This is a genomic window from Amycolatopsis sp. NPDC051061 (assembly GCF_040682935.1).
GTDB lineage: Bacteria > Actinomycetota > Actinomycetes > Mycobacteriales > Pseudonocardiaceae > Amycolatopsis.
This window is the reverse complement of record NZ_JBFBBZ010000051.1, coordinates 19058-42835: the sequence shown is the minus strand read 5'-3', so window position 1 is coordinate 42835 and position 23778 is coordinate 19058. Positions and strand designations below refer to the sequence as shown.

The window sequence follows — 23778 nt, the reverse complement described above, 5'->3', positions numbered from 1 at the left end:
GGCAGCGGTAGTCCGCAGCCTGGCGCGACTGAGCGCGGAAAGTGCCGGACGCACGCGCGCCCCGTTCAGCCCGGCTCGGCGGCGGACTCCGAACGTCCACACGCGACACCCAGCGGCAGGCACGCACCCGGCTCCCCGAAATCCGCTGGGGTCAAGCCGAAGCCGGACAAGCCCGTCGGGTCCGCCGTCAACGCCAGGCCCAGCAGCTGCCCCGGCGGCATGCCCTGGTCCAGCACCGTCTTCAACAGCCCGGCCAGCACGTGGTCCGGCTTCGCCGCCAGCGCGTTCTCCAGTGCCATGCCCGCGAACGTGCCGTCGCCGCGCATGAAGGCCGTGTACCCCAGCAGGGCCGCCGCTTCCGCTCGCTCCGGGGCCGGGAGCTCCTGGACCAGCGTCAGCCACAGGCGCTCCGCCTCGCGCGCGGCCGGGCTGTGCGGTGGGACCGCCATGCCCAGGCACGCGTCCCGGATCTCCGGGAGCGAGAGGGCGTTCGCGAGCGAGACCGCTTCCTCGTCCGTCGGTGGCCCTGAGCCGCGCAGCTGGCGCTCGAACGCCGCCCGGATCGACGACGCCGCCTCGGAAACCTCGAGACAGCGGGGCGACGGCAGCCGGGCCAGCGATTCGGCCCGGCGGGCGAGTGCTTCCGGCGAACGTGGCGCGAGCAGCGACTCCAGCTCGGCGCGGCTGTCGAACGCCACCGAGCCGCCGCCCGTCGCGACCGCCGCCGTCACCGTCGCCCGGGGGTCCGGCAGCTCGCCGCCGCAGTCCGGGTCCGCGTAGCAACCCCACGCCGCCCCTTCACTGATGTCCGCCGCCCACATCGCGTGCAGCACCGGGAGGCCGACCTCGCCCAGGGCGTCCGCCAGCAGCTCGACGAAGCCCGCGTGCGGCGGCGGGCTGCCGGGTCTTCGCCGGCCGCCGACCACCACCAGCGTCACCCCCGTGTGCGGGGCCAGGGTGAACCGCGGAGCGAGCGCCCGGGCCTGGTGCGCCCGGTCTTCGCGACGCGGGAGGTCGCCGCGCAGCACCAGGCCCAGGCGGTTGCCCGCCGGGGCCCGGTGGCCGAGCAGGACGACGGAGTTCGCGGGCCGGAACCCGATCAGGTAAGGGAGCGCGGCCAGCAGCTGCGCGGGGCTTCGGAGGTCGACCGGCGGCCGGCCGGTCGGGGTGGTGGTGGTCATGCCTCCAGCGTGGGGCAGGACGGGGCCGGCTGGGGCGGTGGCGGCAAATCTGTGGATGGGCGGGGCCGATGTGGACGGAACCGGCCGGCGGACGGCCGGACGGCGGGTTCCTGTCGGTGGGGCGGGCTAGAGTGCCCGGCCCCACCGACGAGCCCGGCTCAGCCGCAGTGCTCGAAACCGCTTTCATAGGTGTTGCTGCCCACCGAGCCGCCCCACTTCACGCAGGTCGCTTCGGCCGTCTTCTTCACCGGCCCGGCGTAGTAGGTGAAGCTGCCGGAATCGGTCACCCGCGCCGATCCCTGGACCTCGAGGAACGCCGAGACCGGGCTGGCCGTGCCGAGCGACGTCGCCTTCAACGTCGTCACGCAGTTCGCCTTGGTCGAGGCGTTGTACAGCAGGTAGGCGGTGCCGGACGAGCCGGCCAGCGCCTGCTGGTCGACGACGGAGAAGCCCGAGCCGCAGACCTCTTCGGCGGAGTACGGGTTGCCGCCGCAGTTGTTCTTGCTGGTGAAGTTCGTGTGCGCGTAGTACGGCACGGCGACGCCGTTCAGCTTCGCCTTCTGCACCACGCCGTTCAGCCGCTCTTCGAAGTGCAGGTGCGGGCCGGTGACCCCGCCGGTCGCGCCCGCCTTGCCGAGCTCCTTGCCGCCGGCGACGGACTGCCCGACCGAGACCTCCTGCGCGGACAGGTGCGCGTACCGGGTGCGCCAGCCGCTGCCGTGGTCCACCTCGATCCACTTGCCGTAGCTCGTGCTGCCCTCGTCGGCGACCCGCGTCACCGTGCCGGACGCCGCGGCCAGCACCGGCATGCCCGTGATGCCCGACTTCTGGAAGTCGACCGAGTACTCGGGGCTGTGGCCGCTGAACGTCGCCGCGGTCACGGTGACCCCGCACTTGAACGGCACCTGGAAGTTCGGCGCGGCCGACGCGGCCGCCGAGCCGGCGAGGGTGAGGCCGAGCGCGGGCAGCGCCGCGGCGGCGGCGAACACGGCGAGCCGTCGCAACCTGGACATGGGCGAACCTCCTGACGAACGGGACATCTCGACACCACGAAGGGAAGCCCGCGTCGGTACATTTTCCGTACAAGCACCCGCGGAGGCTCCCCGAAGATGATCATCCGACAAGCCGGATTCCACCGGTTTCCCCAGGCCCAGGACTGGGTGCGCTGGGGACTCATCGCGGTGCCGATGTTCGCCGCGATGGCCCGGGCGAACACCCTCTCGTGGGTCCTGATCGGGATCACCCTGACACTGTCGCTCCCGCTCCTGTGGATCCAGGGCGTCAGCAGCGGGCACCGGCTCGTGCCGGTCGTGACCCTCGCCGTGATCGCCGCCGCGGGCACCCTGTGGGCGATCGTGCCGAACAGCTGGGCCTCGGTGGCGATGTTCAGCACCACGTTCTTCGTCGTGCTCTGGCAGCCGAAGGTGCCGATCATCCTCGCGGTCGCCCTGGACCTCGCCGCGATCTCGTTCTGGGCGGGCTACCACCACGCCTGGGAAGGCGCGCTGCCGACGTACGCGATCGTCGCCGTGATCGTGCTGCTCGGGTTGAACCGGCGGACCCGGCTGGCCCGGATCGAGCAGACCGAACTGGCGCTGGCCCGCGCGCAGACGGCCACCGAAGAGCACACGCGCGCCGCCGCCCTCGCCGAACGCGCCCGCATCGCCCGCGAGCTGCACGACGTCCTGGCGCACTCGCTGGCCGGGCTGTCCCTCAACCTGCAGGGCGCGCGGCTCATGCTGGTGCGCGACGGGGCGAGCCCGGACGCCGTCGCCCAGATCGAACGGGCGCAGAAGCTGGCGTCGGAAGGCCTTGCCGAGGCTCGCAAGGCCGTCGCCGCGCTGCGCGAAGACGCCGTCCCGGTCGAACGCACGATCGCGGACCTCCTGGCCGCCTACCGGCTGGACAGCGGGGCCCGGGCCGACCTGACGGTCGAGGGCGAGCCGCGTGAGCTCGCCCCGGCGGTCGGCACCGCGCTGGTCCGCGCGGTGCAGGAGGCCCTGGCCAACACGCGCAAGCACGCGGCGCGGGCCGAGGTCGACGTCACCCTGGACTACGGCTCCGGCAGCGTCGCGCTGACCGTCGCCGACCGGCAGGGCAGGCGGCCGCTGGACGCGCCGGCGGCAGGCTACGGTTTGCGCGGGATGAGCGAACGGGTCGCGCTGCTCGACGGGCGCTTCGAGAGCGGGCCGGGGGAGGACGGATGGCGGATTCACCTGACGGTGCCGGCGTGACGCTGCGCGTCGTACTGGCCGACGACCAGGCGGTGGTCCGGGAAGGCCTGGTCACGCTGCTCGGGCTGCTGCCGGGCGTCGAGGTGGTCGGCGCCGCCGCCGACGGCCTGGCCGCCCTCGAGCTCGTGGCCGAGCACCACCCCGACGTCGTGCTCGTGGACCTGCGGATGCCGCGCTGCGACGGCGTGGAGACCACCGAGCGGATCCGCGCCGAGCACCCGGGCACCGAGGTCGTCGTGCTGACCACGTACGCCGACGACGAGTCGCTGCTGGCCGCGTTGCGCGCCGGCGCCCGCGGGTTCCTCACCAAGGACGCCGACGCCGAGGCGATCGCCCGCGCGCTGCGCTCGGCGGCCGCCGGTCAGTCCACTGTGGACGGCGAGCTGCAACGGCGGCTCGTCGAGGCCGCCACCCGCAGCACGCCCCAGCGGGTCAAGGAGATCGAAGGCCTGACCGCCCGCGAGATCGAAGTGCTGCGGCTGATCGCGGCGGGCCTGTCGAACACGGAAATCGCGCGCACGCTCGTCGTGAGCGAGGCGACCGTGAAGACCCACGTGAACCACCTGTTCACCAAGGCCCGGCTGCGGGATCGCGCGCAGGCCGTCGCCTTCGCCTACCGGACGGGCATCGCGGACTAGAGCAGTCGCTGGGTGAATCCGGCCGCGGCCAGCCGGCCGAACGCGCGCTCGACACCGTGCGGAAAGTCCTGCGGGATCGCGAAGCCCCGTGCCGCGTACTCGGTGATCCGCTGCGTCTCGCCGACGAGCATGCTGATCACCCGGTCGGCGTCCTCTTCGCCGGTCAGGTGGTCCTCGAACGACACCGCTTTCGACGCGCACACGACGTCGACGCCGGGATCGCGGCTGCCCAACCCGATCCCGGCGTCGGACCGCCGTGGTTCGTGCCGCAGGTCGTGGTAGTCCCACAGCGTGCGGACGTCGGCGTCCAGGTGCTCCGGCAGCATCAGCCGAACGCGGCTCGCAGGGCCGGCTTGCCGCCCGTGACCGGGAGCGTCACCGACGTCTTGGTCAGGTCGAGCGCCAGCCCCGCGCCCGGCTTCGGCCGCAGCGTGTAGTCGTGGTCGCTGGACGCCAGCAGGAACTCCAGCCGGTGCCCCGCCGCCAGGATGTAGTCCTTCGGCATCAGCTCGACGCCGATCCGGTAGGTCTGGCCGGGCGTGATCGGCTCGGTCCGGGCCGGCGACGTGCGGTTCTGCGGGTCGGTCCAGCCGCGGCTGATCACGTGGGACGTGCCGTCGGGAGCCCGGTCGAGCAGGATCGCGGAGACGTTCGCCGCCGGCCGGTCGAAGGCCAGCGCCACGTCGGCGCGCGCGGTGCCCGAGAGCCGTACGGACTGCTTCGCCGCCGAAGTCGCGTACAGCAGCCGGTTACCCGACGACGCGAGGCCGGCCAGCTGCTCGATCGTCTTCGACGAGTCGTCGGCGAGGGTTTCGACGGCCGCCGCGCCCGGCACCGGGTTGCGCGTGTCGAGGGCACCTTTCGACTTGCCGCCGGGCCACGGGTACACGCGGACGTCGGACGTCGTGGGCGCCGGCCAGTCGGCCTCGTCGGTCCACGACAGGTCTTCGCGCTGGATCGTCGCCTTCGGCTCGTTCTGGATCCCGTTGTCGACGCCGTAGAGGTAGTGCGACATCCACTTGTTCAACGTCGCCAGCCAGACGTCGCGCCGCAGCGAATACGGGTCGGCGTGGCCGGACTGGTGCAGCCAGATCTTGTGCTCGACGCCGTGCGCCTTCAGCGCCTCGTACCACTCGGCGACCTGATCGGTCTTGACGTTCCAGTCGTTGAGGCCGTGCACCGCGAGTACCGACGCGTGCACCTTCGCGACGTCGTTGCGGTAGTTGCGGACGTCCCAGAACGGCGTGTAGTCGCCGGTCACGCGGTCCTGGTCGCGGGTCAGGCCGTCGATCACCGGGCGGCAGACCTGCCGGTCTTCGCGGGTGTAGACGTACTCGGCCAGCACGTCGGCGTCCTCGCCCTGGAACCCGCCGGCCGCAACGACGGCGCCGTCGTTGCGGTAGTACTGGTACCAGCTCGAGATGGCGGCGATCGGCACGATCGTCTCGAGGCCTTCGACACCGGTGCTCGCGACGGCGTTGGGCAGCGTCCCGTTGTAGGAGACGCCCATCATGCCGGTCTTGCCGGTGCTCCAGTCCGCCTTCGCCGCGGCGCCGGCGGCGTCGCGGGCGGGCGTCCGGCCGTTGAGCCAGTCGACGACCGAGCGCGCGCCGATCGTCTCGTTGACGTCACCGGTGGTCGGGCAGCCGGTGGAGAGGCCGGTGCCGAGCGACTCGCCGTACACGACGGCGAAGCCGCGCGCCGTGAAGTAGTCCTGGTAGCGCCAGGTGATCGGGGTGGCGGGGCCGACGCCGTGCGCGGCGACGCGCGGGCCTTCCGGGGCGCGGACGTGGCCGGGCGCGTACAGCTCGACGTCGACGTCGTGGTTCGCGACGTCGTTGCCGCCGGCGAAGTACGGGCTGGCCTGGTAGACGACGGGGACCTTCAGCCCCTGCTGCGTCGCGCGCGGGCGCACGACCTGGGCGTGCACGAGGTCGTCGGAGCCATCGTGGTCGCTGTCGACGGGGGCGGTGACCCAGACGTCCTCGCGGACGACGTCGGCCGGGTCGAACACCGGCTGCGCCTGGCCGCCGGTGAAAACCGGGCCGGGCGGGTCCGCGGCTTCGGCCGTGACCGCCGTGAGCGGCAGGGTCGCCAGGGCGAGGAGCAGGACTGCGGTTCGTGCGGCTTTCATCAAACCCCCGAGCATCAAACCCCCAAGCCGGGCGAAGCGGACGAGTGTCGAGACTTCCGCTCCGGCCTCGGGAGTGTCAAGAGACTAACGTCGGGGGCATGCCGACCGTGGAAGCGCCGATCGCCGCCGTGACCGTCTACCCGCAGCAGGCCCGGATCACCCGCCGGGGCAAGGCCCCGCTCGACGACGGGCCGCGCCTGACCTTCGCCGGGCTCCCCCTGTCGCTCGACCCGGGCTCGGTGCGCGTCACCGGAACCGGCCCCGCGCTGATCACAGGCGTCGACGTGCGCACCGAACGGCACTCCTCCCCGGCCGACGCGGCCTTACGCGCTTTGGTGGAGCAGCGGCGCGCGGACCAAGCGACGCTCGACGGCGTCGTGGACGACGAAGCGGCCGAAGCGATGAAGGTGGATCTGCTGACTTCGCTCGCGAAGCGCAGTGGCGGCAGCTTCGCGAAGGCGCTGGCGGCCGGGACCGCCGAGCCGTCGCGCGTCGCCGAGGTGACCGACGCGCTGAGTGCGCGGCTGGCCGCGGCCCTGAAGTCCCGGCGGGCTTTCGCGGAACGGATCGCCCGGTTGCGCGAGGACCTCGCGGCGCTCGACCGCCGGATCGAGTCGCACAGCGCGCGGTCCGAAGAGGATAGTACGTCGGTGGTGGTGGAGCTGGAGATCTCGGACGTCTCCGGGTCGGCGGAGCTGGAACTGTCCTATGTGGTCCCCGGCGCGAACTGGGAGCCCGGGTACGACATCCGGGTCCGCGGTACCGACGTCACGGTCATGTCGTACGGCTTGGTCAGCCAGCACACGGGCGAAGATTGGCCGGAGTGCGAGCTGGCGCTGTCGACGGCGCGGCCGGCGGTTTCGGTGGTGGTGCCGGAGCTTTCGCCGTGGTACCTGGACCGCGTCCACCCGGTGCCGCCGACTCCTGCGGGGGCGTACGGCGGTTCGGGCGGCGGGATTCCCGAGGGCGCGCGGATGGCTCGGTTCGCGGCCGCGGCTCCGGCCATGGCACCCAAGTTCGCGGCGGTCGAGCAAGGGACGACGGCGGTGACGTACCGGCCGTCGCGTCCGGTGGCGGTGCCGTCGGGGGCGCAAGGGCACCGGACGACGCTGGCCGAGCTTTCGCTCACGGCTGTTTTGGGTTACGTGACCGCGCCGGTGCTGGCGGAGGAGGCTTATCTGCGGGCCACGGTCGTGAACTCTTCGTCTTTTGCTCTGCGGCCGGGGCGGGCTTCGGTGTTCCACGACGCCGAGTTCGTGGGGACTACTTCTTTGGAGGCTTGGGCGCCTGGCGAGGAGTTGGAGCTGGCGCTGGGGGTGGACGACCGGATCCGGGTGGAGCGGGAGCTGGTCCGGCGGACCGCTTCGAAGGCGACTTTGTCGGGACAGAAGCGGCGTGAGGCGGAGTATCGGATTTCCGTTGGTAACCATGGGCCTCGGGAGGCTGAGGTCACGGTGCTGGACCAGGCGCCGGTTTCTCGGGATGACACGGTGACGGTGAAGGACGTGAAGACGTCGCCGGAGCCGGTGGAGACGGCGGAGCTGGGTGAGGTCACGTGGAAGCTGACGGTGCCGGCGGGTGAGACCAAGACGGTGACGTTGTCGTACCGGGTGGATGTCGCGAAGGGTGTCGAACTCTCCGGCTGGCGTGAGTAGGTCGATCTCGGCCCGATTACCGAAACGGCCGGACAATGCCCTCGAAACCGCTACGATGTCCGGCGCTGGCGAAGCGACGGAATCAAGGGATCGGAGCCGGGTTGAAATCGGGGGCGGACGCAGCGCGGGCGAAGATCGTCGACTTCTGGCGATCCGTGGAAATGTTCAGCCCGCAGAAAGTGGACAAACCGAGTCGCGAGAAGCTGGTGTTCACCGTGCGCCCGGGGCAGCCGCTGCCGTGGGAACCCGAGCACGACCTCGCGAGCCGGAAGCTGCGGCCCCAGCAGACCTGGCGGCACGTCGTCTATCTGGGCGTTTACCGCCTCGATGAGGTTTTCGACGTGCTCTCACGCGTCTTCGAGCCGGACAAGGACAGCTACGACGAACGCCCGGCCGGGAACAGCGCGGTCGCCGCTTTCGTCGTCGACCAGGACGGACGGGCCTTGCTCGACTCGGAGGTCCTTTCCAGCTGCGCCTGGGCCACCGGCCGGTTGGTGCGGGACCGGAGCTGCGACCCCGACTGGCTGACGTTCTTCCGGGACGACACGCGCGACTTTTCGCGTGCCTGGCGTGACGTGGTCACCGACGAGCTGCAGACGGAGGGCGACGTTCCGCAGTACGTCCCGCACGTGCTCGACCACGAGGCACTCGGCGGGTGTCTCGCCGTCGCCATCGCCGCCGCCGGGACGATCGGGGTGCTGTCCTGCCCGGAGGTCCGGATCAGCAGCCAGATCGTCTCCCGGCGCAAGGCCGACAACGCGGCCGGCCACGATTTCCTCAACAGTTTCATCATGGATGACCTGGGGCTCGTCGGCGAGGAGACCGCCAAGGGGAACGTCGGTGCCGCGCTGCGTGACTACCTGCTCCCGAACGCCGAAATCCGCACCGCTCACCGCGTCGACGTGCGTGACCGGGCCGGGATCGTGCTGGCCACGACGGCACCCGACGCCGTGCCGGCCGGACGCTGGCCGAGCAAACCGGCGCACGCACTGGCCCTGAACCAGCAGCTGGCCGTCAGCTCGGCACTGCTCACGGCCGGCTCGGCGGGCGTCATGGGCGTCAACGGCCCTCCCGGCACCGGCAAGACCACGATGTTGCGCGATCTCATCGCCGGACTGGTGGTGGGCCGGGCCCGCGAACTGGCCGCGCTGACCGAGCCCCGCGCTGCCTTCACGGGCCGGAAATCACGCTGGCGCACCGGGGAACGCACCCGCGTGTTGTCCCATTGGCGTCCTGCGCTCACCGGCTTCGAGATGGTGGTCGCGTCGGCGAACAACGGAGCGGTGCAGAACGTCACCGACGAAATCCCGGCCGCCGACGCCATCGATGAGCTCTGGGCGGACCGCGCCGCCGCCGTCGACTACTTTCCCGCCATCGCCTCCGCGTTGCTGGCGCCGGAACCGGACGCCGAACCGCGGAAGCCGGACGGCGAACCAGCGGGTCAGCGGGCTTGGGCGCTGGTGGCGGCCAGGCTGGGGAACAAAGCCAACCGCAGCCGGTTCGTCAGTACCTTCTGGTACCACACTCCGGACCCTGCCACGCAAGACGACGAATGGCACGGCCTGTTGTCCGTCCTCAAGGGCTACGAACAGGAGGTGCCGGAACAGTCCTGGGCGGCGGCTGTCGCGGAGTTCCGTGTCGCCGAAGCCCGCGTTGAAGCCCTACGCACCAGCCGGTCGGAAACCCACCAGGCGGTTCTTCGCCGCTTGAAGCTGCGAGAGCAGGTGGTCCGCTCGCGCGAAGACGTATCGGCCGCCGTCGGGCGAGTCTCGTCGGCGCAAGCACGACGTACGGCCGCGGTCGACGAGGAGATGATCCGAGCCGGCGAAGCGCTCGGAGTGGCCCGGGCCCTGCAAGCCGAGCAGGAACAAGCGGCTCGCGGCCGCCATGAACTCGCGGAGCGGAACGTCCAGGCACGTCAGGCGGATCTCGCGCGAGTGGGGACAGCACGTCGCACCGAGGCCGAACGCGTGGTGCGAACGTGGCAGTCCGAGTTGGCCGAGCGAGAGCGGGCTCATTTCGCTCACCGATCCGTTTTGCCAGGAGCCTGGGATCAGCTGCGCACGCTCGGCGGGGCCCGCAAGCAATGGGCTTGGCGGGACGACTGGCTGGCGAACCAGGTGGCCGCGGCCCGGCAGGAGCTGGCCGCCGCACAGCGCGATCGCGACACCGCCCAATGGGAGATCCAAACCGCTCAACGAACGCTCGACGTCGCGGTCCAAGAACTCGACAGCGCGCGAACCACGCTGGCCGAGGGAATCCCGCTGCCCGAAGTCGAATACGAACCGCTCATCGCGGCGCGGCGGGATCTGACGCGCATCGACCAGGAGCTTTCCGCTGCCCGCCAAGCTCAAGCGGACGCCGAACGCCGCGTGCGCGCCAGCGACAGGGAGCTCGCCGAGCTCGACGAACAGCTGGCGGAACCAATGGACGCGCTCGGCCCGCACTTTCCCGACGACGCTTGGTGGAATGACCGCGAACGCCGGGAATCGAGCGCACTGTGGACCGACGCGGAGTGGAACACGGCGCGAACCGAGCTGATGTTCGCGGCCATGGCGCTGCACAAGGCTTTCCTGCGGCACGCGGCCACCGAGGTGCGGTGCAACCTGCAGGCCGCCATGGATGTCCTCAACGGCGACGCGCCCCGTGACGCCCCCGCCGATGCGGTGCTCGTCGCCTGCCAAAGCCTGTTCTTCGTCGTGCCGGTGGTGTCCACGACTTTCGCCTCCTATGCCCGCCTGTTCGGCCCTCTGGACAAGGAAGCCCTGGGCTGGCTCCTCATCGACGAAGCCGGTCAGGCGACTCCGCAGAACGCCGTCGGCGCCTTGTGGCGGACGCAACGCGCCGTCGTGGTGGGCGATCCCCTCCAGCTGGAACCGATCACCACGTTGCCGTTCCGCGCCGAACAGGCCATCCGCACCGAACTCGGCGTCGACGAACAGTGGCTGACCAGTCAAACTTCGGTCCAGCGCTTGGCCGACCGGCTCACGTCATTGGGCACCTGGCTGCGCGACGACGACGGCGAGACGTGGGTGGGCGTGCCACTGACGGTGCATCGACGCTGTGACCGGCCGATGTTCGACATCGTCAACACGGTCGCCTACGACGGTCTCATGATCGAAGGCACGCCCCCGGCCCTGGGCAAGAAATTCACGGAGAACTATCCGAAGCTGCCGGTGTCGAAGTGGATCGACGTCGCCGGCAGTGGTGCCCAGGGCCACTGGATCCCGGAGGAGGGCCGTCAACTCGACCGCATCCTCGACACGCTGACCAAGCTGGACTTCGACATGTCCGAGGTGATGGTCATCGGACCGTTCCGCGATATCGCCCGCCAGATCACCCTCCGGTCCGGGCGCCACCGGGGACTGGTGGCCGGAACGGTGCACACCGCGCAGGGCAAGCAGGCCGACATCGTCATCCTGGTCCTCGGCAGTGCCCCGGACCGCCCAGGTGCCCGCAAGTGGGCGTCGAGCAAACCCAACCTGCTCAACGTCGCGGTCAGCCGGGCCAAACGGCGTCTCTACGTCATCGGCAACCGGCGGGAATGGGCGAAGTGGCGCTACTTCGAGACCCTGGCAGCCAATCTGCCTCACTCCCCGCCCGTCGGGCAGTAGCGACTCGATCCGAAACGGCCACGGGTGCTCGCCCCGCGTCGGGGGAAACACCCGTGGCCGTTCTTGCACAGTCGTCCGGAAGTCAGCCCTGGGAGATGTAGGCCTCCAGCTGTTCCTGGCTCTTCTCCAGCTCCTCCATCCGGTTCTTCACCACGTCCCCGATCGAGATGATGCCCGCGAGACGGCCGTCGGCCAGGACTGGTACGTGGCGGATTCGGCGCTCCGTCATCAGGATCGACAGCTGGTCCACCGAGTCCTCCGGACCACAGCTCGCCACCAGCTTCGTCATGATCTCCGACACCGGCCCGTCCAGCAGGCCCGGGCCGTGCTCGTTCAAGCGGCGTACCACGTCGCGCTCGGAGACGATGCCCGCTATCGACCCTTCCGGGGACACCACCACCATCGCGCCCACGTTGTTCTCGGCCAAGCCGGCCAGCAGCGCGGTCACCGTGGTCTCCGGGGTGACCGTTGCGACTGCCGACCCCTTCTTGCGCAGCAGATCCGCAATCCGCATGGCGATCCTTCCCGTCGGTGAGCTGGATCACCACAGGGTAAGGGCACCGGGACGTGCGCGAAAGTCCGGCAAACGGGGCGAATTCGTGGTATGAAAAAGATTCAGCCGAGGCGTTCGGCCAGGCCGTCCAGGGCCAGGCGGATGCCGGCCGCGTAGTCGTCGTCGCACAGGGCGTCGAGACGGCGCCGGGCCAGGTCCAGCTGCTCGCGCGCCGCCGGGAGATCACCCAGCTTGCGGTAGTCCTCACCCAGGTTGAGGTGCAGCGACGGGTAGAACCCGCGCACGGCCAGCGACGAGTGGTACTCCTGGGCCCGCGAGTCGGTCAGCGAGTCCGCCGCCGCCAGCGCGCGCAGGTCCCACTCCAGCTCCTCCGCCGGGTCGTCGCAGACGTCGGCCAGGTGGTGCGCCAGCGCGACGCGGTGCAGCGGGTCGCCGGCCGGCCCGATCGACGCCCACAACGCCGTGAACGTCGCGTACGCGCCCGCGCGGTCGCCGCCGATGTGCTGCCGCAGACCGGCGTCGATCGCCACCATCACGTCGTCGGTCATGCCGCTCCCCCGTCCGCCAGCGCCCGCAGCCGGGCCAGTCCCGGGCCGATCCGCTCGGCCGCGACCGCACCGTAACCGAACACCAGCCCGTGCCGCCGCTCGCCCACGGCGAAGTCCCCCAGCGAATACAGCCGGACGCCGTGGCGTCGCGCGGCCCGGACCAGGAAGCCCGGATCCGACGACGAAGTGGCGCTCAGGTGCAGGCCCGCGGAAGACGGCAACGGGGTCAGGAAATCCGCGAACGACGCGGTGAGCGAACTCGACAGCAGTTCGTGCCGCGCGCGGTAGACCTTCCGCATCCGCCGGACGTGCCGCGCGAAACCACCCTCGGCCATGAACGCCGCCAGCGCCGCCTGCTCGACGTTCGGCGCGTGCCAGTCGGTGAGGTACCGGGCCTTCACCAACGCCGGCACCAGCGACGGCGGCGCGACGAGGAACCCCAGCCGCAGCGCGGGTGAAAGCACCTTCGAGAACGAGCCGACGTACACGACCCGGCCGCGGGAATCCAAGCTGTGCAACGGTTCCAGGGGCCGCCCGGTGTAGCGGAACTCGGTGTCGTAGTCGTCCTCGATCAGCACGGCGTCGGTGCGCTCGGCCCAGTCGAGCAGCTCGAGCCGCCGCTCCAGCGACATCGACAGCCCCAGCGGGTACTGGTGCGACGGCGTCACGTACACCAGCCGCGTCCCCGCCGGGATGGCACTGACGACGATTCCGGACGCGTCGACCGGGACCGGCGCGACCCGCACGCCGCGGGCGGCCAGCACGAGCCGCGGCGGCGGGTAGCCGGGGTCCTCGACGGCGGCCAGGTCACCCGGCCGCAGCAGCACGCGCCCGACCAGGTCGGTCGTCTGCTGGGCCCCGGCGGTGACGACGACCTGCTCCGCGCTCGCCCGCACGTCCCGCGAGACGCCGATGTGCCGCGCGATCTCGGCGCGCAGCGAAGCGAGGCCCTGCGGGTCGCCGTAGGTCATCAGGCCGGCCTGGCCCGCCCGCAGGCGCTGGGTCACGAGCCGGCGCCAGGTGTCGAACGGGAACCGCGTCAGGTCCGGGACGCCGGGCCGGAAGTCGAACTCCGGCGCCGGGGCGAACGGCGCGGGCGGCGACGGCACCGCGTCCCACTCCGGCAGCGGGCGGACACCCGATACCGGGGACGGCGCGGGGCGGGTCAAGGAAGACGCCGTGACGAACGTGCCCGCGCCGACGCGCCCGGCGAGGAACCCCTCGGCGGTGAGCCGGTCGTAGGCCGCGCTGACCGTCGTCCGGGAGACCGCCAGCCGCTGCGCCAGCTCCCGCGTCGGCGGCAGCGCCTCGCCGGGCCGGATCCGGCCGTCCAGGATCGCCGCGCGCAGCTGCCGGTAGATCGCGTCCCGGTGCCCGCGCTCCCCGGTCAGGTCGATGTGGATCTCCACCGGAGCCACTCTAGATTGGCACACCTGAAGTGGCCCGGATTTGGCACTGTTCGTGGTCCGCTCCCCCGCCTAGCGTGCGAAGCATGGATCTCCGCGAACTCGACCGCCGCAGCCTGCTCGTGCTCGACAAGCTCGTCGCCGCCGCGACGCCCGCCGACCTCGCCCGGCCGACCCCGTGCGCCGGCTGGACCCTGGCCGACCTCCTCCGCCACCAGGTCAGCGAGAACCACGCCTTCGCCACCGCGGCCCGCGAAGGCTCGGCGCCGGACTGGGACGCCGGCGACCTCGGCGACGACGCCAACGCCGCCTACCGGGCGTCCGTCGACGACTTCCTCGACGCGATGGCCGACGACGCCGTGCTGGACCGGCAGCTCACGATCAACCACTTCGGCACGTTCCCCGGCACGATCGCCGCACACATGCACCTCGTCGACACCGTCGCGCACGGCTGGGACCTGGCCCGCACGCTCGGCCTGCCCTACGAGCCGGACGCCGAAGCCGTGCGCGCCGCGCTGCAGCTGGCCGAGCGGATCCCGGACGAAGGCCGCGAGAAGAACGGCTCGTTCGCGCACCGCGTCGAAGTCTCGGCTGAGGCGAGCGAACTCGGCCGGTTCCTCGCCCTCCTCGGCCGCGACCCGGCGTGGACCGTCAGCTGATGTCGGCGGGCGCGGCGCTCCACGTGTCGCACGCCTTCGTCGTCTTGACGTCGTAGCCCGCCTTCGCCCAGGACAGCTGGTGTGCGCGCGAGCCGTGGGTGTCGCTGTCGTTGGCGCGGCCGTAGTCGGCGACGGCGGCGTTGGCCAGCGACCGGCTGACCGAGCCCGAGCCGGCGACCGCCGCCAGGAACAGCGCGCCGAAGCAGTTCGCCTGCAGCTCGATCCGGCGGACGACCTCCTTGTCGGCCGCGCTGTCCTCGTCCGGCGAGGTCATCTTGTCCGCCGCCGCGGACAGGATGCCGCTCTCGCGCTGCACGTGGTGGCCGTATTCGTGGGCGATCGTCGCGATGTGCCGCGCTTTGTTGAGGCCCGCGTCCGCCAGCATCCAGTCGGTCGGGGCGTAGATCGTGGTGTCGCCGCCGCAGTAGTAGGCGACGGCTTCGTTCTCCGTCGGCGCTTCGCCGCACGCGCTGTGGTCGGGCAGGGTCACCGAGACGGTGGCGGTCAGCGTCGGCTCGTTCGCTTTCTGCAGCGCCGGGCGCCACGACTGCTCCAGGCAGTCGGCGAGCGCCCCGTAGTAGGCCTTGAGCTGGGCGGCGGCCCGGCCGAGGTCGGGCAGCGCGCAGGTGGCGGGCCCGGGCGTGATGGCGTCGGACAGCAGTGGGTTGCGGGCCAGCTCCGGCACGGGCTTCGCGGGCTTCCCGTCCGAGCCGCCGCTGTACGCGCGGCCGGTGTCGACGCCCTGCGCCACGAACGCGTGGCCGTCGACCCGGTGCGGGATGGTGGCCGCGATCAGCGAGATCGCCAGCACGACGATCATGACCCCGGCGACGGCGCCCCAGAGGCGGCTGCGCGGCGGGGCGATCGGGACGGGCGGCGCGGCGGCCCAGTTCGGCGCCCACGGGTTCGGCTCGGGCACCCACGCGGGTTCCGGTGACCGGGCCACCATCGGCGGCGGTGATGGCGGCCCGGAGCGCCCCGGCGGAGCCGGTCCGTCGGTGTCGGTCACGTTCTCCCCCTGCTCAATGGCACCAGCATACGGACCACCGAAGAGGGAAGGATCACGAATCGAAAACGCCGACCGGTGGCCACCGGGACCATTGGCAAGAGAAACTGTCGGCATGAGTGTCGAGGACCCGTACCTGTGGCTGGAAGACGTGACCGGCGATGACGCGCTCGGCTGGGTGCGCGCCCGCAACGACGAGACGCTGGCCGAGCTGACCCGCGGCGCGCGGTTCGCCGAGCTGCGCGACGAATTGCGCCAGGTGCTCGACGCCGACGACCGGATCCCGTACGTGCGCCGCCGCGGCGCGCTCCTCTACAACTTCTGGCAGGACGCGAGCCACCCGCGCGGCCTGTGGCGGCGCACGACGCTGGAGTCCTACCGGCGCGCCGAGCCCGAGTGGGAGCTGCTGCTCGACGTCGACGCGCTGGCCGAGGCCGAGGGCGAGAACTGGGTCTGGCAGGGCGCCACCGTGCTGCGGCCGGGCTACCGGCGCGGCCTGGTCGAGCTGTCCCGCGGCGGCGCGGACGCCACCGTCGTGCGCGAGTTCGACCTCGACGCGCACGAGTTCGTCGAGGGCGGCTTCACCGTGCCGGAGGCGAAGACGCGGATCGGCTGGATCGACGAAGACCACGTCTACGTCGGTACCGATTTCGGCGAGGGCACGCTGACCAGCTCGGGCTACCCGCGGCTGGCCAAGGAGTGGCGCCGCGGCACGCCGCTGGTCGAGGCTGTCACGGTCTACGAGGGCAAGCCCGAGGACGTCTCGATCGGCGCGTCGCACGACCCGACCGAAGGCTTCGAACGCGACTTCGTCAGCCGCGCCGTCGACTTCTACCGCTCGGAGCTGTACCTGCGCACGCCCGGCGGACTGGTCAAGATCGACGTCCCCGACGACGCGAGCGCGTCGGTCCACCGCGAATGGCTGCTGGTGCGGCCGCGGACGGCGTGGACGACCGGCGGCACCGAGCACCCGGCGGGCTCGCTGATCGGCATCCGGTTCGACGACTTCATGGCCGGCGACCGGGCCTTCACCACGCTCTTCGCCCCCGACGAGCACACCTCGCTCGACTACTGGGCCTGGACGCGCCACCACCTGCTGCTCGGCACGCTGCGCGACGTCCGCACCGAGCTGCGCACCCTGACGCCGGGCCCGGACGGCTGGGCCGAGGAACCGCTGTCGGGCGGGCCGGAGTTCGGCAGCGCGGACATCTTCGACACCGACCCCGATGTCAGCGACGAGTACCTGATCAACTCCAGCGGCTTCCTCCAGCCGTCGACGCTGAGCTACGGCCACGTCGGCGAAGAGGTCGAAGTGCTGAAGCAGGCTCCGGCGTTCTTCGACGCTTCGGGCATGGACGTCGCGCAGTACTTCGCGACGTCGGAGGACGGTACGAAGATCCCGTACTTCGTCGTCCGGCCCTCCGGCGCCGAAGGCGGGCCGACGCTGCTGACCGGCTACGGCGGCTTCGAGGTCTCGCTCACGCCGTCCTACAGCGGCATGATCGGCCGCGGCTGGCTCGCACGCGGCGGCACGTACGTCGTCGCGAACATCCGCGGCGGCGGCGAGTACGGGCCGAGCTGGCACACGCAGGCGATCAAGGCGCGGCGCCACCGCGTGTACGAGGACTTCGCCGCCGTGGCCGCGGACCTGGTCGAGCGCGGCATCACGACGCCGGAGCGGCTCGGCATCCAGGGCGGCAGCAACGGCGGCCTGCTGATGGGCGTCATGCTGACGCGCTACCCGGACCGGTTCGGCGCGATCGTCAGCCAGGTGCCGCTGCTGGACATGCGCCGGTACCACCTGCTGCTGGCCGGCGCGTCGTGGATGGCCGAGTACGGCGATCCGGACGAAGGCGCGGAATGGGAGTACATCTCGAAGTACTCCCCGTACCAGAACGTCCACAGTGGACGCGCGTACCCGCCGTCGCTGTTCGTGACGTCCACGCGCGACGACCGCGTGCACCCCGCCCACGCCCGCAAGATGGTGGCGCGCATGCGCGAGCAGGGGCACGACGTCCGCTACCACGAGAACATCGAAGGCGGCCACGGCGCCGCGGCCGACAACGAACAGCTGGCGTTCAAGTGGGCGCTGGTGTTCGAGTTCCTGTGGGAGCAGCTCACGAAGTGACCCGCGCGAGCACGACGCCCCCGACGATCAGGGCCAGCGCGGCCACCCGGCCGACGCTCAGCGGGTCCTTGGTCACGACGACGCCGAGCACGATCGCGCCGACGGCGCCGATCCCGGTGAACACCGCGTAGGCGGTGCCCACCGGGACGGCGTCCATCGCGCGCGAGAGCAGGTAGACGGCGGCGGCGCCGAGCACGAAGCACAGGAGCGTCGGCCACGGCTTCGTGAAGTTCTCCGTGGGCTTGATGCTCTGCGACCAGGCGACCTCGACGAGCCCGGCGAAGACGAGCGTCACCCAGCCCATCAGAGCGTCCTCAGTGCCGCTTCGAGCGACGCTGCCCGCTCTCCGTCGCGTGCGGCGAGGTGCGGGTCGACCAGGGCGTTGGTCAGCTCGGCGTGCACGAACCGGACGTCGTCGACGTCGTAGTGCCCGGCGATGAAGTCGCGCAGGTAGCGCTCGTGGTGGTCGAACGGGGCTCTCGGCGTCCCCGGCGCGTACGTCCCGCCGCGGGCACCGGCGATGACGAACGCCTTGCCCGCCAGAGACATCCGCGGGAACGTCACCTGGTCGATCCACGTCTTGAGCGCGGCCGGGACGGAGAAGTTGTACATCGGCGCGCCGATCAGGACGACGTCGGCTTCGAGCAGCTCGGCCAGTAGCGGCTCGACGACCGCCCAGGCCTGCTTCTGCGCGGGCGTCTCGACGACGTCGGCGTAGCGCGCGGGATCGGTGATGCTCGCGGTGAGCAGGGCGTCGCAGATCTCGGTCCACGCTTCGCCGATCACCGGGACGGGGTCGGCGGCGAGGTCGCGGTAGGTGCGGGTGCCCTCCCAGGTCGAGGCGTAGCGAGCGGACAGTTCTCGGGAGAACGACGCGCGGCGGGCACTGGAGTCGAGGTGCAGCAGGTGGCTCACGATTCCTCCTCAAGTGGACGCGGTGTCCGCTTGAGGTCAACTGGACGCCCCGTCCGCTTATTCCCTAGGCTGCCGCCATGCCCGAACGCGCCGACGCGGCCCGCAACCGCGCGAAGATCCTCGCGGCGGCCGACGAGCTGTTCACCGCCCACGGCGCGGCCGACGTGACGATGGAGGACATCGCCCGCGCGGCCGGCGTCGGCCGCGGCACGCTCTACCGCCGCTACCCGGACCGCGCGTCGATCGCCGTCGCGCTGCTGGACGAGCACGAGCGGCAGCTGCAGGAGTCGCTGCTGCGCGGCGACCCGCCCCTGGGCCCGGGCGCGCCGCCGGCCGAGCGGCTGGCCGCGTTCTACGCGGCGATGGTAGAGCTGCTGGAGCGGCACGCGCACCTGGTGCTGGGCACGGAGGTGGGCCATTCCCGCTTCACGACGGGCGCGTACGGCTTCTGGCGCACGCACGTCAAGGTGCTGGCGGCGGGCGCGCCCGACCCCGACGTGCTGGCCGACGTCCTGCTGGCGCCGCTCGCCCCGGAGCTGTACCTGCACCAGCGGGGGCGGGGCGTGTCGCCGGAACGGATCACGGCGTCGCTGCGAGAGCTGGCCGGTCTTCTCTAGTCGAGCCCCCGCGGCCGGGCACGCTTCGGGACGTACACCCGCTTCGGTTTCGGCTCTTCGCCGCGGATCAGCGCGAGGGCGGCTTCGAAGGCCGTGAGGACGTCGGCGACGAAGACGAGCCGTCCGACGCCGAGCCGGTGCAACGCCGGGCCGTGGTCGGCGGCGACGGTGACCGCGACGCCGAGCAGCAGCACCCGCCAGGCCCCGGACACCGCGGCGCGCACCGGCGCGGAGAAGCCCGCGAACCCGATCCGCAGCCGGTGGCAGTGGAAGGGCACGTGCCGCTCCTCGTCGGCGAGGATCCGGGCGGCGACCTGCGTGACGAGCGGGTCGCCGGCGCCGTCGCGCAGGGCGCGGTAGTACCGCAGCGCGACGACCTCGGCGATGAGCAGCACCATCAGCTCGAGCCGCAGCCCGAGCGCCCGCCGCAGCCGGACGAAGACGGTCTCGGACCAGTGCGTCGCTATCGTGCGCACTCCGGCGGCGGTGAGGAGTTCGGCGAGCATCCGCGCGTGGTTCTGCTCCTCGGCGACGAAGAGCTTGACCGCGGCGAGGTAGTCGCCGTCGCCGGCTTTCGCGATGAGGTTGGCGCCGTCCCCGGCCTCGCCGACCTGGAACCGCTGCACGCTCTTGGCGACGTCGGGGTGCAGCCGGGCTCCGCGCGCCCAGGGCGGGTCCTCCCCGCGCCGTCGCCGCTCCGCTTCCGCCTCGAATTCCCGCAACCAGTTCATCGGGCCCGATCCTGCCGCGCGGCCGTGGATTTCCCGAGCGGCTCCGGTGGAGATCCGGTGAAGGTTGACGCGCTACCAAGTTAGGATGCTAGCATTCTGTCATGGCGGACAAGGACGTCAAGCAGTTCAACGTGTACCTCCCCGTGGACCTGGTCCGGGAGATCAAGCACCACGCCGTCGACACCGGGCAGTCGCTGTCGGCGCTCGTCACCGAGGCCCTTCGCCAGTACCTCGCCACCGAAGGAGAAAAGCCATGACCATCGAAGCCGTGTACCTCGAGACGCACAACTGGGGCAAGGCGGCCAAGTTCTTCCAGGCCCTCGGGTTCGAACTCGACTTCGCGACCGACCACAACTCGGGGCTGCTGCGCAACGGCGACGGGCCCTACGTCTTCGTCGCCGAGGTTCCCGAAAGCCGGCCCACCGGGATGAAGCTCGTCGTCAAGACCGGCAGCGACGTGCCGCCCGACGTCGAGGTCGTCTCCCCCTTCGAAGACACCCACTTCGGAACGCGGGAGATGACCGTCCGCGACCCCGACGGACGGGAGTGGATCCTCCAGGCCGGGAGCTGACGAGCGGCACTCGCCGGGAATGCTCGCCGCCGCCGAATTGAACCCGGGCGATTTCCGAATAAACATCGGACTACCTGAGCGAGTGATTCGGTACCATTCACGCCGACATCTCCGCGCACCCGGCCTACGCTGTTCCGACCCCCCTTCACCGTTGTCCTCCACTGGGCGGGTTCCCCACACCGATCGGGTATTCACGCAGGTCAGATGGTCGGAACGCCGGGTATGGTCCGAAGTGGGCAGATGTTCTGTCCCGGTGCCCGAAACCCCGAAATTCGCTGGGCACCGCAGCCAGGAAGGAACCCCGATCAACCATGTCCACATTGCGACGAATCGCTTTCGCGGGCGCATTCGCACTGCCGATTTCGCTCTGCATCGCCGCTCCTTCGTCGGCGGGCACCCTCGACGGCCCGTATGAGCCCTGGAGCTACGGGAGCTCCGAAAGCTCCGCGACCTGGGCCGGCATCGGTGGCGCGGGCACCACCGACACCGAAGAGGGCTACGACTACTGGGGCCACCACTGGTCCGAGGAAGACACCGCGGTGGCCGGCATCGGCGGCGCGGCCGTGACCCACAGCGAGCAGTCCGATGCCGACGACGACTGGGACGACGACGGCTGGACCGCTACCGACACCGACGACGACTACGACCACGGCTGGAACGGCACGCACCACGTGCACGGCTGGACCGGCGACCACGACGGTGACCACATGGCGGTGAACCACCACCACGCCGTCTCCCACCCCGACCCGGTCGAGCCCGCGGACCACGTCACCTACACGCAGCCGGTCGCCGACACCGACGACGACGATGACGACGACGCCGGCTACGCCCACGAGTCCCACTCGGCCGGTCCGGACGGCGCGACCTCCACGCACGTCGCGAGCTACGCCGGTGACGACCACGCCGCCTACGCGTCGAGCCACCTGGCGGCGGGCCCCGACGGCGCGTCGTCCGAGGGCGTCCACGCGGTCGCGGTGCCGGGTTACGCCGGCTACCACAACTGGTACACGGCGGCCGGCCCGGCCGGGACGGCGGTGTACTCGACCACCGCGGTCGCCGACGCCCACGACCACGACTGGTCCGACGGCGACAACGACTACGACTCCTACGACGAGGACTGACCCTCCGATCGCGACCGAGCCGGGCCCGCACCGACGTGGGCCCGGCTCGGTCGCGTTCAGCGTCCGAACTGGGCGTCGAGCGGGTCCGGGGCGAAGCGGAGCCGGCTTCGGCCGAAGGCGTGGACGAGGTTGTCCCAGAAGCGGCCGAACGTCAGGGGTGCCCGCACCGAGTCGAGCACCTCGCGGATCTCCGGCCGGGCGAGCGACTTCCGCGCCGCCGCGATCTCACCGGCGGAGACGACGTCGTTCCCCGCGGCCGCGAGCTCTTCGGGAGAGCCGGCCCCGGCGTCCGCGATCGTCCACGCCACCGACAGCTCCTTCTGGTGCCCCGCCGCCCGGCCGTCGACCGGCAGGCTGTGCGCGGCGAGCGGGGCGGCGAGCCCCAGGTCGTCGACCACGGTTTCGGTCCGGGGCAGGAGCAGCCCCGGGAACCCGAGCGCGCCGGGGCTGGAGATCACCGTTCGCGTCGCCGGGTAGACCACCCACGCCCCGTTCACCGAGACCGCGACGACCGGCCCGCTCACCCGCGAGCGCGCCGCCGCGAGCTCGGGCAGGTAGCCGGGGATCAGCGCGGCGTCCTCGGCGGTGACCGGGTGCCCGTGGCCGGTCGAGTCCACCCAGAACACGCGCGCGTCGCTGATGCCGTACGCGCCGATCTTGTGCTGCTCGGCGGAGACCGGCCGCAGGCCGACGGCGCTGGTGACCGTCCAGGCCACGACGGCCAGCACGAGCGGCGTGGTCCACCGGGTCAGCGGGACGACCATGACCGGCAGGAGCAGGCAGGTGAGCACGGGCAGGAGCATCCGGGCGTGCATGTAGTCGCCGCCGACCCGGGTGACGTACAGCCCGAGCACGACGCCGGCGACCACCGGGGCGAGCACGACCACGAGCGTCGTCCGGTCACGGTCGCGCAGGGCGAGCACGGCGACGACGAGCAGCAGCGCGACCGGAATCAGCAGCCAGTAGGCGTCGACCAGCTCGACGAGGTAAAGCCACCCGCGGTCCCAGCGGGCCTGCGTCGCTTCCTTCGCCAGCGCGGTGTTGGGCGTGATCAGCCCGTAGTAGCCCATCCGGAACACCTGATACGCCACGGGGATCAGGCCGGTGAGCGCGAGCCAGCCGAGGCCGCGGCGCCATCCCGGGCGCACCACGAGCACCAGCGCGGCGAACGTGATCGCGGAGACGAGCGCGAACTCGGGACGCACCAGCGGGCCGCAGCCGAGCAGCAGCAGGGTGGGCCAGCTCCGGACCGGGCCGCCGGTCGCGTGCCGGACCAGCCGCCACCAGGCGAGCGACAGCCACAGGGTGACGAGCCCGGTCTCCAGGCCCGACGTCGCGTAGTCCCAGAACGGCGGCAGCGCCAGCACCACGAGGGCGCCCGCCGGCCCGATGTGCCGGCCCGGGAACAGGCGCCGAGCGCCGTCGAGCCCGAAGAACAGGCCGCCGACGGCGGACAAAAGCCCGGCGACGACCGCCACCCACTCCAGCCGCAGCCACGGCTGCAGCCCGCCGAGCGCCAGGACGTAGGTCCACAGCGTGCTCGTGTTGGCTTCCACCCGCTCGCCGGCGTTGAACACCGGGCCGTTCCCGTCGAGCACGTTCTGCACGGTGCGCAGGACGATCAGGCCGTCGTCGCACACCCAGCGGCGTTGCCAGGCCAGGAACGCGAAGATCGCGAGCACGACCCCGAGCACCCACCAGGCGGAAATCGGCCTGCCGCGTGGAGATCTCTCGGTTTCTTGCGCGCGCTGATCGGCGACAAGTGAGGCCATCGGCGGTTCCCTCCCCGGTTCCGCACGAAGAACGCCGCACGAAGGGAACTGGTTTAGTGCCTCCCGGAAGTGTTTTCCCGCTCAGCGCGGCGCGCGAGCCGCGACGCCGTCCAGCACGCAGCCCAGGCCGAACTCGAAGACCTCTTCCGCGCTCCGGTCCGCCCCCTCGACCACCCGGCGCGAGAACTGGGGGAACGCACCGCTCGCGATGACCTCGCGGATGTAGGGCCCGACGCTCGCTTGCCACTGTTCTTTCGTCCGCCCCGACCGGCGCTGGGCCTGCAGCTCCGCCAGCTCCTGCGTCACCGTGCCGAACACGTAGGCCGGACGGCCG

Annotated in this window: 23 protein-coding genes; 10 read left to right on the top strand and 13 right to left on the bottom strand. The window is 71.5% G+C overall.

From position 1 onward, the window contains the following. Window positions 1–65 precede the first annotated feature (65 nt). Both AB0N03_RS42665 and AB0N03_RS42660 read right to left on the bottom strand, forming a co-directional pair. Complete coding sequence (locus AB0N03_RS42665; RefSeq protein ID WP_364385133.1) at window positions 66–1181, bottom strand: DUF4192 domain-containing protein; 1116 nt, start codon at window positions 1179–1181, stop codon at window positions 66–68. A 158-nt stretch (window positions 1182–1339) separates the two neighbouring features. Next, window positions 1340–2194, bottom strand: coding sequence for a M23 family metallopeptidase (locus AB0N03_RS42660; RefSeq protein ID WP_364385130.1), 855 nt, complete (start codon window positions 2192–2194; stop codon window positions 1340–1342). A 96-nt stretch (window positions 2195–2290) separates the two neighbouring features. On the opposite strand from AB0N03_RS42660, the gene AB0N03_RS42655 reads away from it, so the two are divergent. Next, window positions 2291–3415, top strand: coding sequence for a histidine kinase (locus AB0N03_RS42655; protein ID WP_364385127.1), 1125 nt, complete (start codon window positions 2291–2293; stop codon window positions 3413–3415). Continuing rightward, a complete protein-coding gene (locus AB0N03_RS42650) occupies window positions 3412–4053 on the top strand; it encodes a response regulator transcription factor (protein WP_364385202.1) in 642 nt (213 codons plus the stop codon). Before AB0N03_RS42655 ends, AB0N03_RS42650 begins: the two co-directional genes overlap by 4 nt. Here AB0N03_RS42650 and AB0N03_RS42645 read toward each other — a convergent pair. Further along, entirely contained in the window at window positions 4050–4379 is a 330-nt protein-coding gene (locus AB0N03_RS42645; RefSeq protein WP_364385124.1) for a hypothetical protein, read from the bottom strand. The two genes, AB0N03_RS42650 and AB0N03_RS42645, sit on opposite strands and share 4 nt — an antisense overlap. After that, entirely contained in the window at window positions 4379–6187 is a 1809-nt protein-coding gene (locus AB0N03_RS42640) for a Xaa-Pro dipeptidyl-peptidase (protein ID WP_364385121.1), read from the bottom strand. The genes AB0N03_RS42645 and AB0N03_RS42640 overlap by 1 nt, the downstream gene beginning before the upstream one ends. Before the next feature lie 98 nt (window positions 6188–6285). On the opposite strand from AB0N03_RS42640, the gene AB0N03_RS42635 reads away from it, so the two are divergent. Next, a complete protein-coding gene (locus tag AB0N03_RS42635) occupies window positions 6286–7842 on the top strand; it encodes a DUF4139 domain-containing protein (RefSeq protein WP_364385118.1) in 1557 nt (518 codons plus the stop codon). 179 nt (window positions 7843–8021) lie between these two features. After that, window positions 8022–11456 (top strand): AAA domain-containing protein, encoded by a 3435-nt coding sequence (locus tag AB0N03_RS42630; protein ID WP_364385115.1) that lies wholly within the window; start codon window positions 8022–8024, stop codon window positions 11454–11456. 82 nt (window positions 11457–11538) lie between these two features. Here the strand turns inward: AB0N03_RS42630 and AB0N03_RS42625 are convergent, their stop codons facing one another. The 3 genes from AB0N03_RS42625 to AB0N03_RS42615 all read right to left on the bottom strand — a co-directional run bounded on the left by AB0N03_RS42625 (window position 11539) and on the right by AB0N03_RS42615 (window position 13927). After that, window positions 11539–11970 carry a CBS domain-containing protein gene (locus AB0N03_RS42625; protein WP_364385112.1) on the bottom strand — a complete coding sequence of 144 codons (432 nt, stop codon included), beginning with the start codon at window positions 11968–11970 and terminating at the stop codon, window positions 11539–11541. Between the two features lie 101 nt (window positions 11971–12071). Beyond that, window positions 12072–12518: a hypothetical protein gene (locus AB0N03_RS42620; RefSeq protein ID WP_364385109.1), complete on the bottom strand. Its 447-nt coding sequence runs from the start codon at window positions 12516–12518 to the stop codon at window positions 12072–12074. Continuing rightward, on the bottom strand, window positions 12515–13927 hold the full coding sequence (locus AB0N03_RS42615; RefSeq protein ID WP_364385106.1) for a PLP-dependent aminotransferase family protein: 1413 nt from the start codon (window positions 13925–13927) through the stop codon (window positions 12515–12517). Before AB0N03_RS42615 ends, AB0N03_RS42620 begins: the two co-directional genes overlap by 4 nt. Before the next feature lie 83 nt (window positions 13928–14010). Here AB0N03_RS42615 and AB0N03_RS42610 point away from each other — a divergent pair, with 83 nt between their 5' ends. Further along, window positions 14011–14583, top strand: coding sequence for a TIGR03086 family metal-binding protein (locus tag AB0N03_RS42610; protein WP_364385103.1), 573 nt, complete (start codon window positions 14011–14013; stop codon window positions 14581–14583). Here the strand turns inward: AB0N03_RS42610 and AB0N03_RS42605 are convergent. Continuing rightward, window positions 14576–15532, bottom strand: coding sequence for a neutral zinc metallopeptidase (locus AB0N03_RS42605; RefSeq protein ID WP_364385199.1), 957 nt, complete (start codon window positions 15530–15532; stop codon window positions 14576–14578). The genes AB0N03_RS42610 and AB0N03_RS42605 overlap by 8 nt on opposite strands. 172 nt (window positions 15533–15704) lie before the next feature. Between AB0N03_RS42605 and AB0N03_RS42600 the strand changes: the two genes are divergently transcribed. Next, a complete protein-coding gene (locus AB0N03_RS42600) occupies window positions 15705–17717 on the top strand; it encodes a prolyl oligopeptidase family serine peptidase (protein ID WP_364385100.1) in 2013 nt (670 codons plus the stop codon). Here the strand turns inward: AB0N03_RS42600 and AB0N03_RS42595 are convergent. Both AB0N03_RS42595 and AB0N03_RS42590 read right to left on the bottom strand, forming a co-directional pair. Further along, window positions 17707–18021 (bottom strand): multidrug efflux SMR transporter, encoded by a 315-nt coding sequence (locus AB0N03_RS42595; protein ID WP_364385098.1) that lies wholly within the window; start codon window positions 18019–18021, stop codon window positions 17707–17709. The genes AB0N03_RS42600 and AB0N03_RS42595 overlap by 11 nt on opposite strands. Beyond that, on the bottom strand, window positions 18021–18632 hold the full coding sequence (locus AB0N03_RS42590; protein WP_364385095.1) for an NAD(P)H-dependent oxidoreductase: 612 nt from the start codon (window positions 18630–18632) through the stop codon (window positions 18021–18023). The genes AB0N03_RS42595 and AB0N03_RS42590 overlap by 1 nt, the downstream gene beginning before the upstream one ends. Window positions 18633–18709: 77 nt before the next feature. Between AB0N03_RS42590 and AB0N03_RS42585 the strand changes: the two genes are divergently transcribed. Then, window positions 18710–19249, top strand: a complete 540-nt coding sequence (locus tag AB0N03_RS42585) for a helix-turn-helix domain-containing protein (protein WP_364385092.1) — start codon at window positions 18710–18712, stop codon at window positions 19247–19249. Here the strand turns inward: AB0N03_RS42585 and AB0N03_RS42580 are convergent. After that, window positions 19246–19980 (bottom strand): ferritin-like domain-containing protein, encoded by a 735-nt coding sequence (locus AB0N03_RS42580; protein ID WP_364385089.1) that lies wholly within the window; start codon window positions 19978–19980, stop codon window positions 19246–19248. The genes AB0N03_RS42585 and AB0N03_RS42580 overlap by 4 nt on opposite strands. A gap of 101 nt (window positions 19981–20081) precedes the next feature. Between AB0N03_RS42580 and AB0N03_RS42575 the strand changes: the two genes are divergently transcribed. The 3 genes from AB0N03_RS42575 (at window position 20082) to AB0N03_RS42565 (ending at window position 21672) form a co-directional block, all read left to right on the top strand. After that, the gene (locus tag AB0N03_RS42575; protein WP_364385086.1) at window positions 20082–20237 is read left to right on the top strand and encodes a ribbon-helix-helix domain-containing protein; all 156 of its coding nucleotides are present in this window, start codon (window positions 20082–20084) and stop codon (window positions 20235–20237) included. Next, complete coding sequence (locus AB0N03_RS42570) at window positions 20234–20551, top strand: VOC family protein (RefSeq protein ID WP_364385083.1); 318 nt, start codon at window positions 20234–20236, stop codon at window positions 20549–20551. The genes AB0N03_RS42575 and AB0N03_RS42570 overlap by 4 nt, the downstream gene beginning before the upstream one ends. Window positions 20552–20862: 311 nt before the next feature. Further along, complete coding sequence (locus tag AB0N03_RS42565) at window positions 20863–21672, top strand: hypothetical protein (protein WP_364385080.1); 810 nt, start codon at window positions 20863–20865, stop codon at window positions 21670–21672. 56 nt (window positions 21673–21728) lie between these two features. On the opposite strand, the gene AB0N03_RS42560 is transcribed toward AB0N03_RS42565, so the two are convergent. Both AB0N03_RS42560 and AB0N03_RS42555 read right to left on the bottom strand, forming a co-directional pair. Continuing rightward, window positions 21729–23444 (bottom strand): hypothetical protein, encoded by a 1716-nt coding sequence (locus AB0N03_RS42560; protein WP_364385077.1) that lies wholly within the window; start codon window positions 23442–23444, stop codon window positions 21729–21731. Window positions 23445–23525: 81 nt separating this feature from the next. Next, complete coding sequence (locus tag AB0N03_RS42555) at window positions 23526–23762, bottom strand: TetR/AcrR family transcriptional regulator C-terminal domain-containing protein (RefSeq protein ID WP_364385074.1); 237 nt, start codon at window positions 23760–23762, stop codon at window positions 23526–23528. Window positions 23763–23778 lie beyond the last annotated feature (16 nt).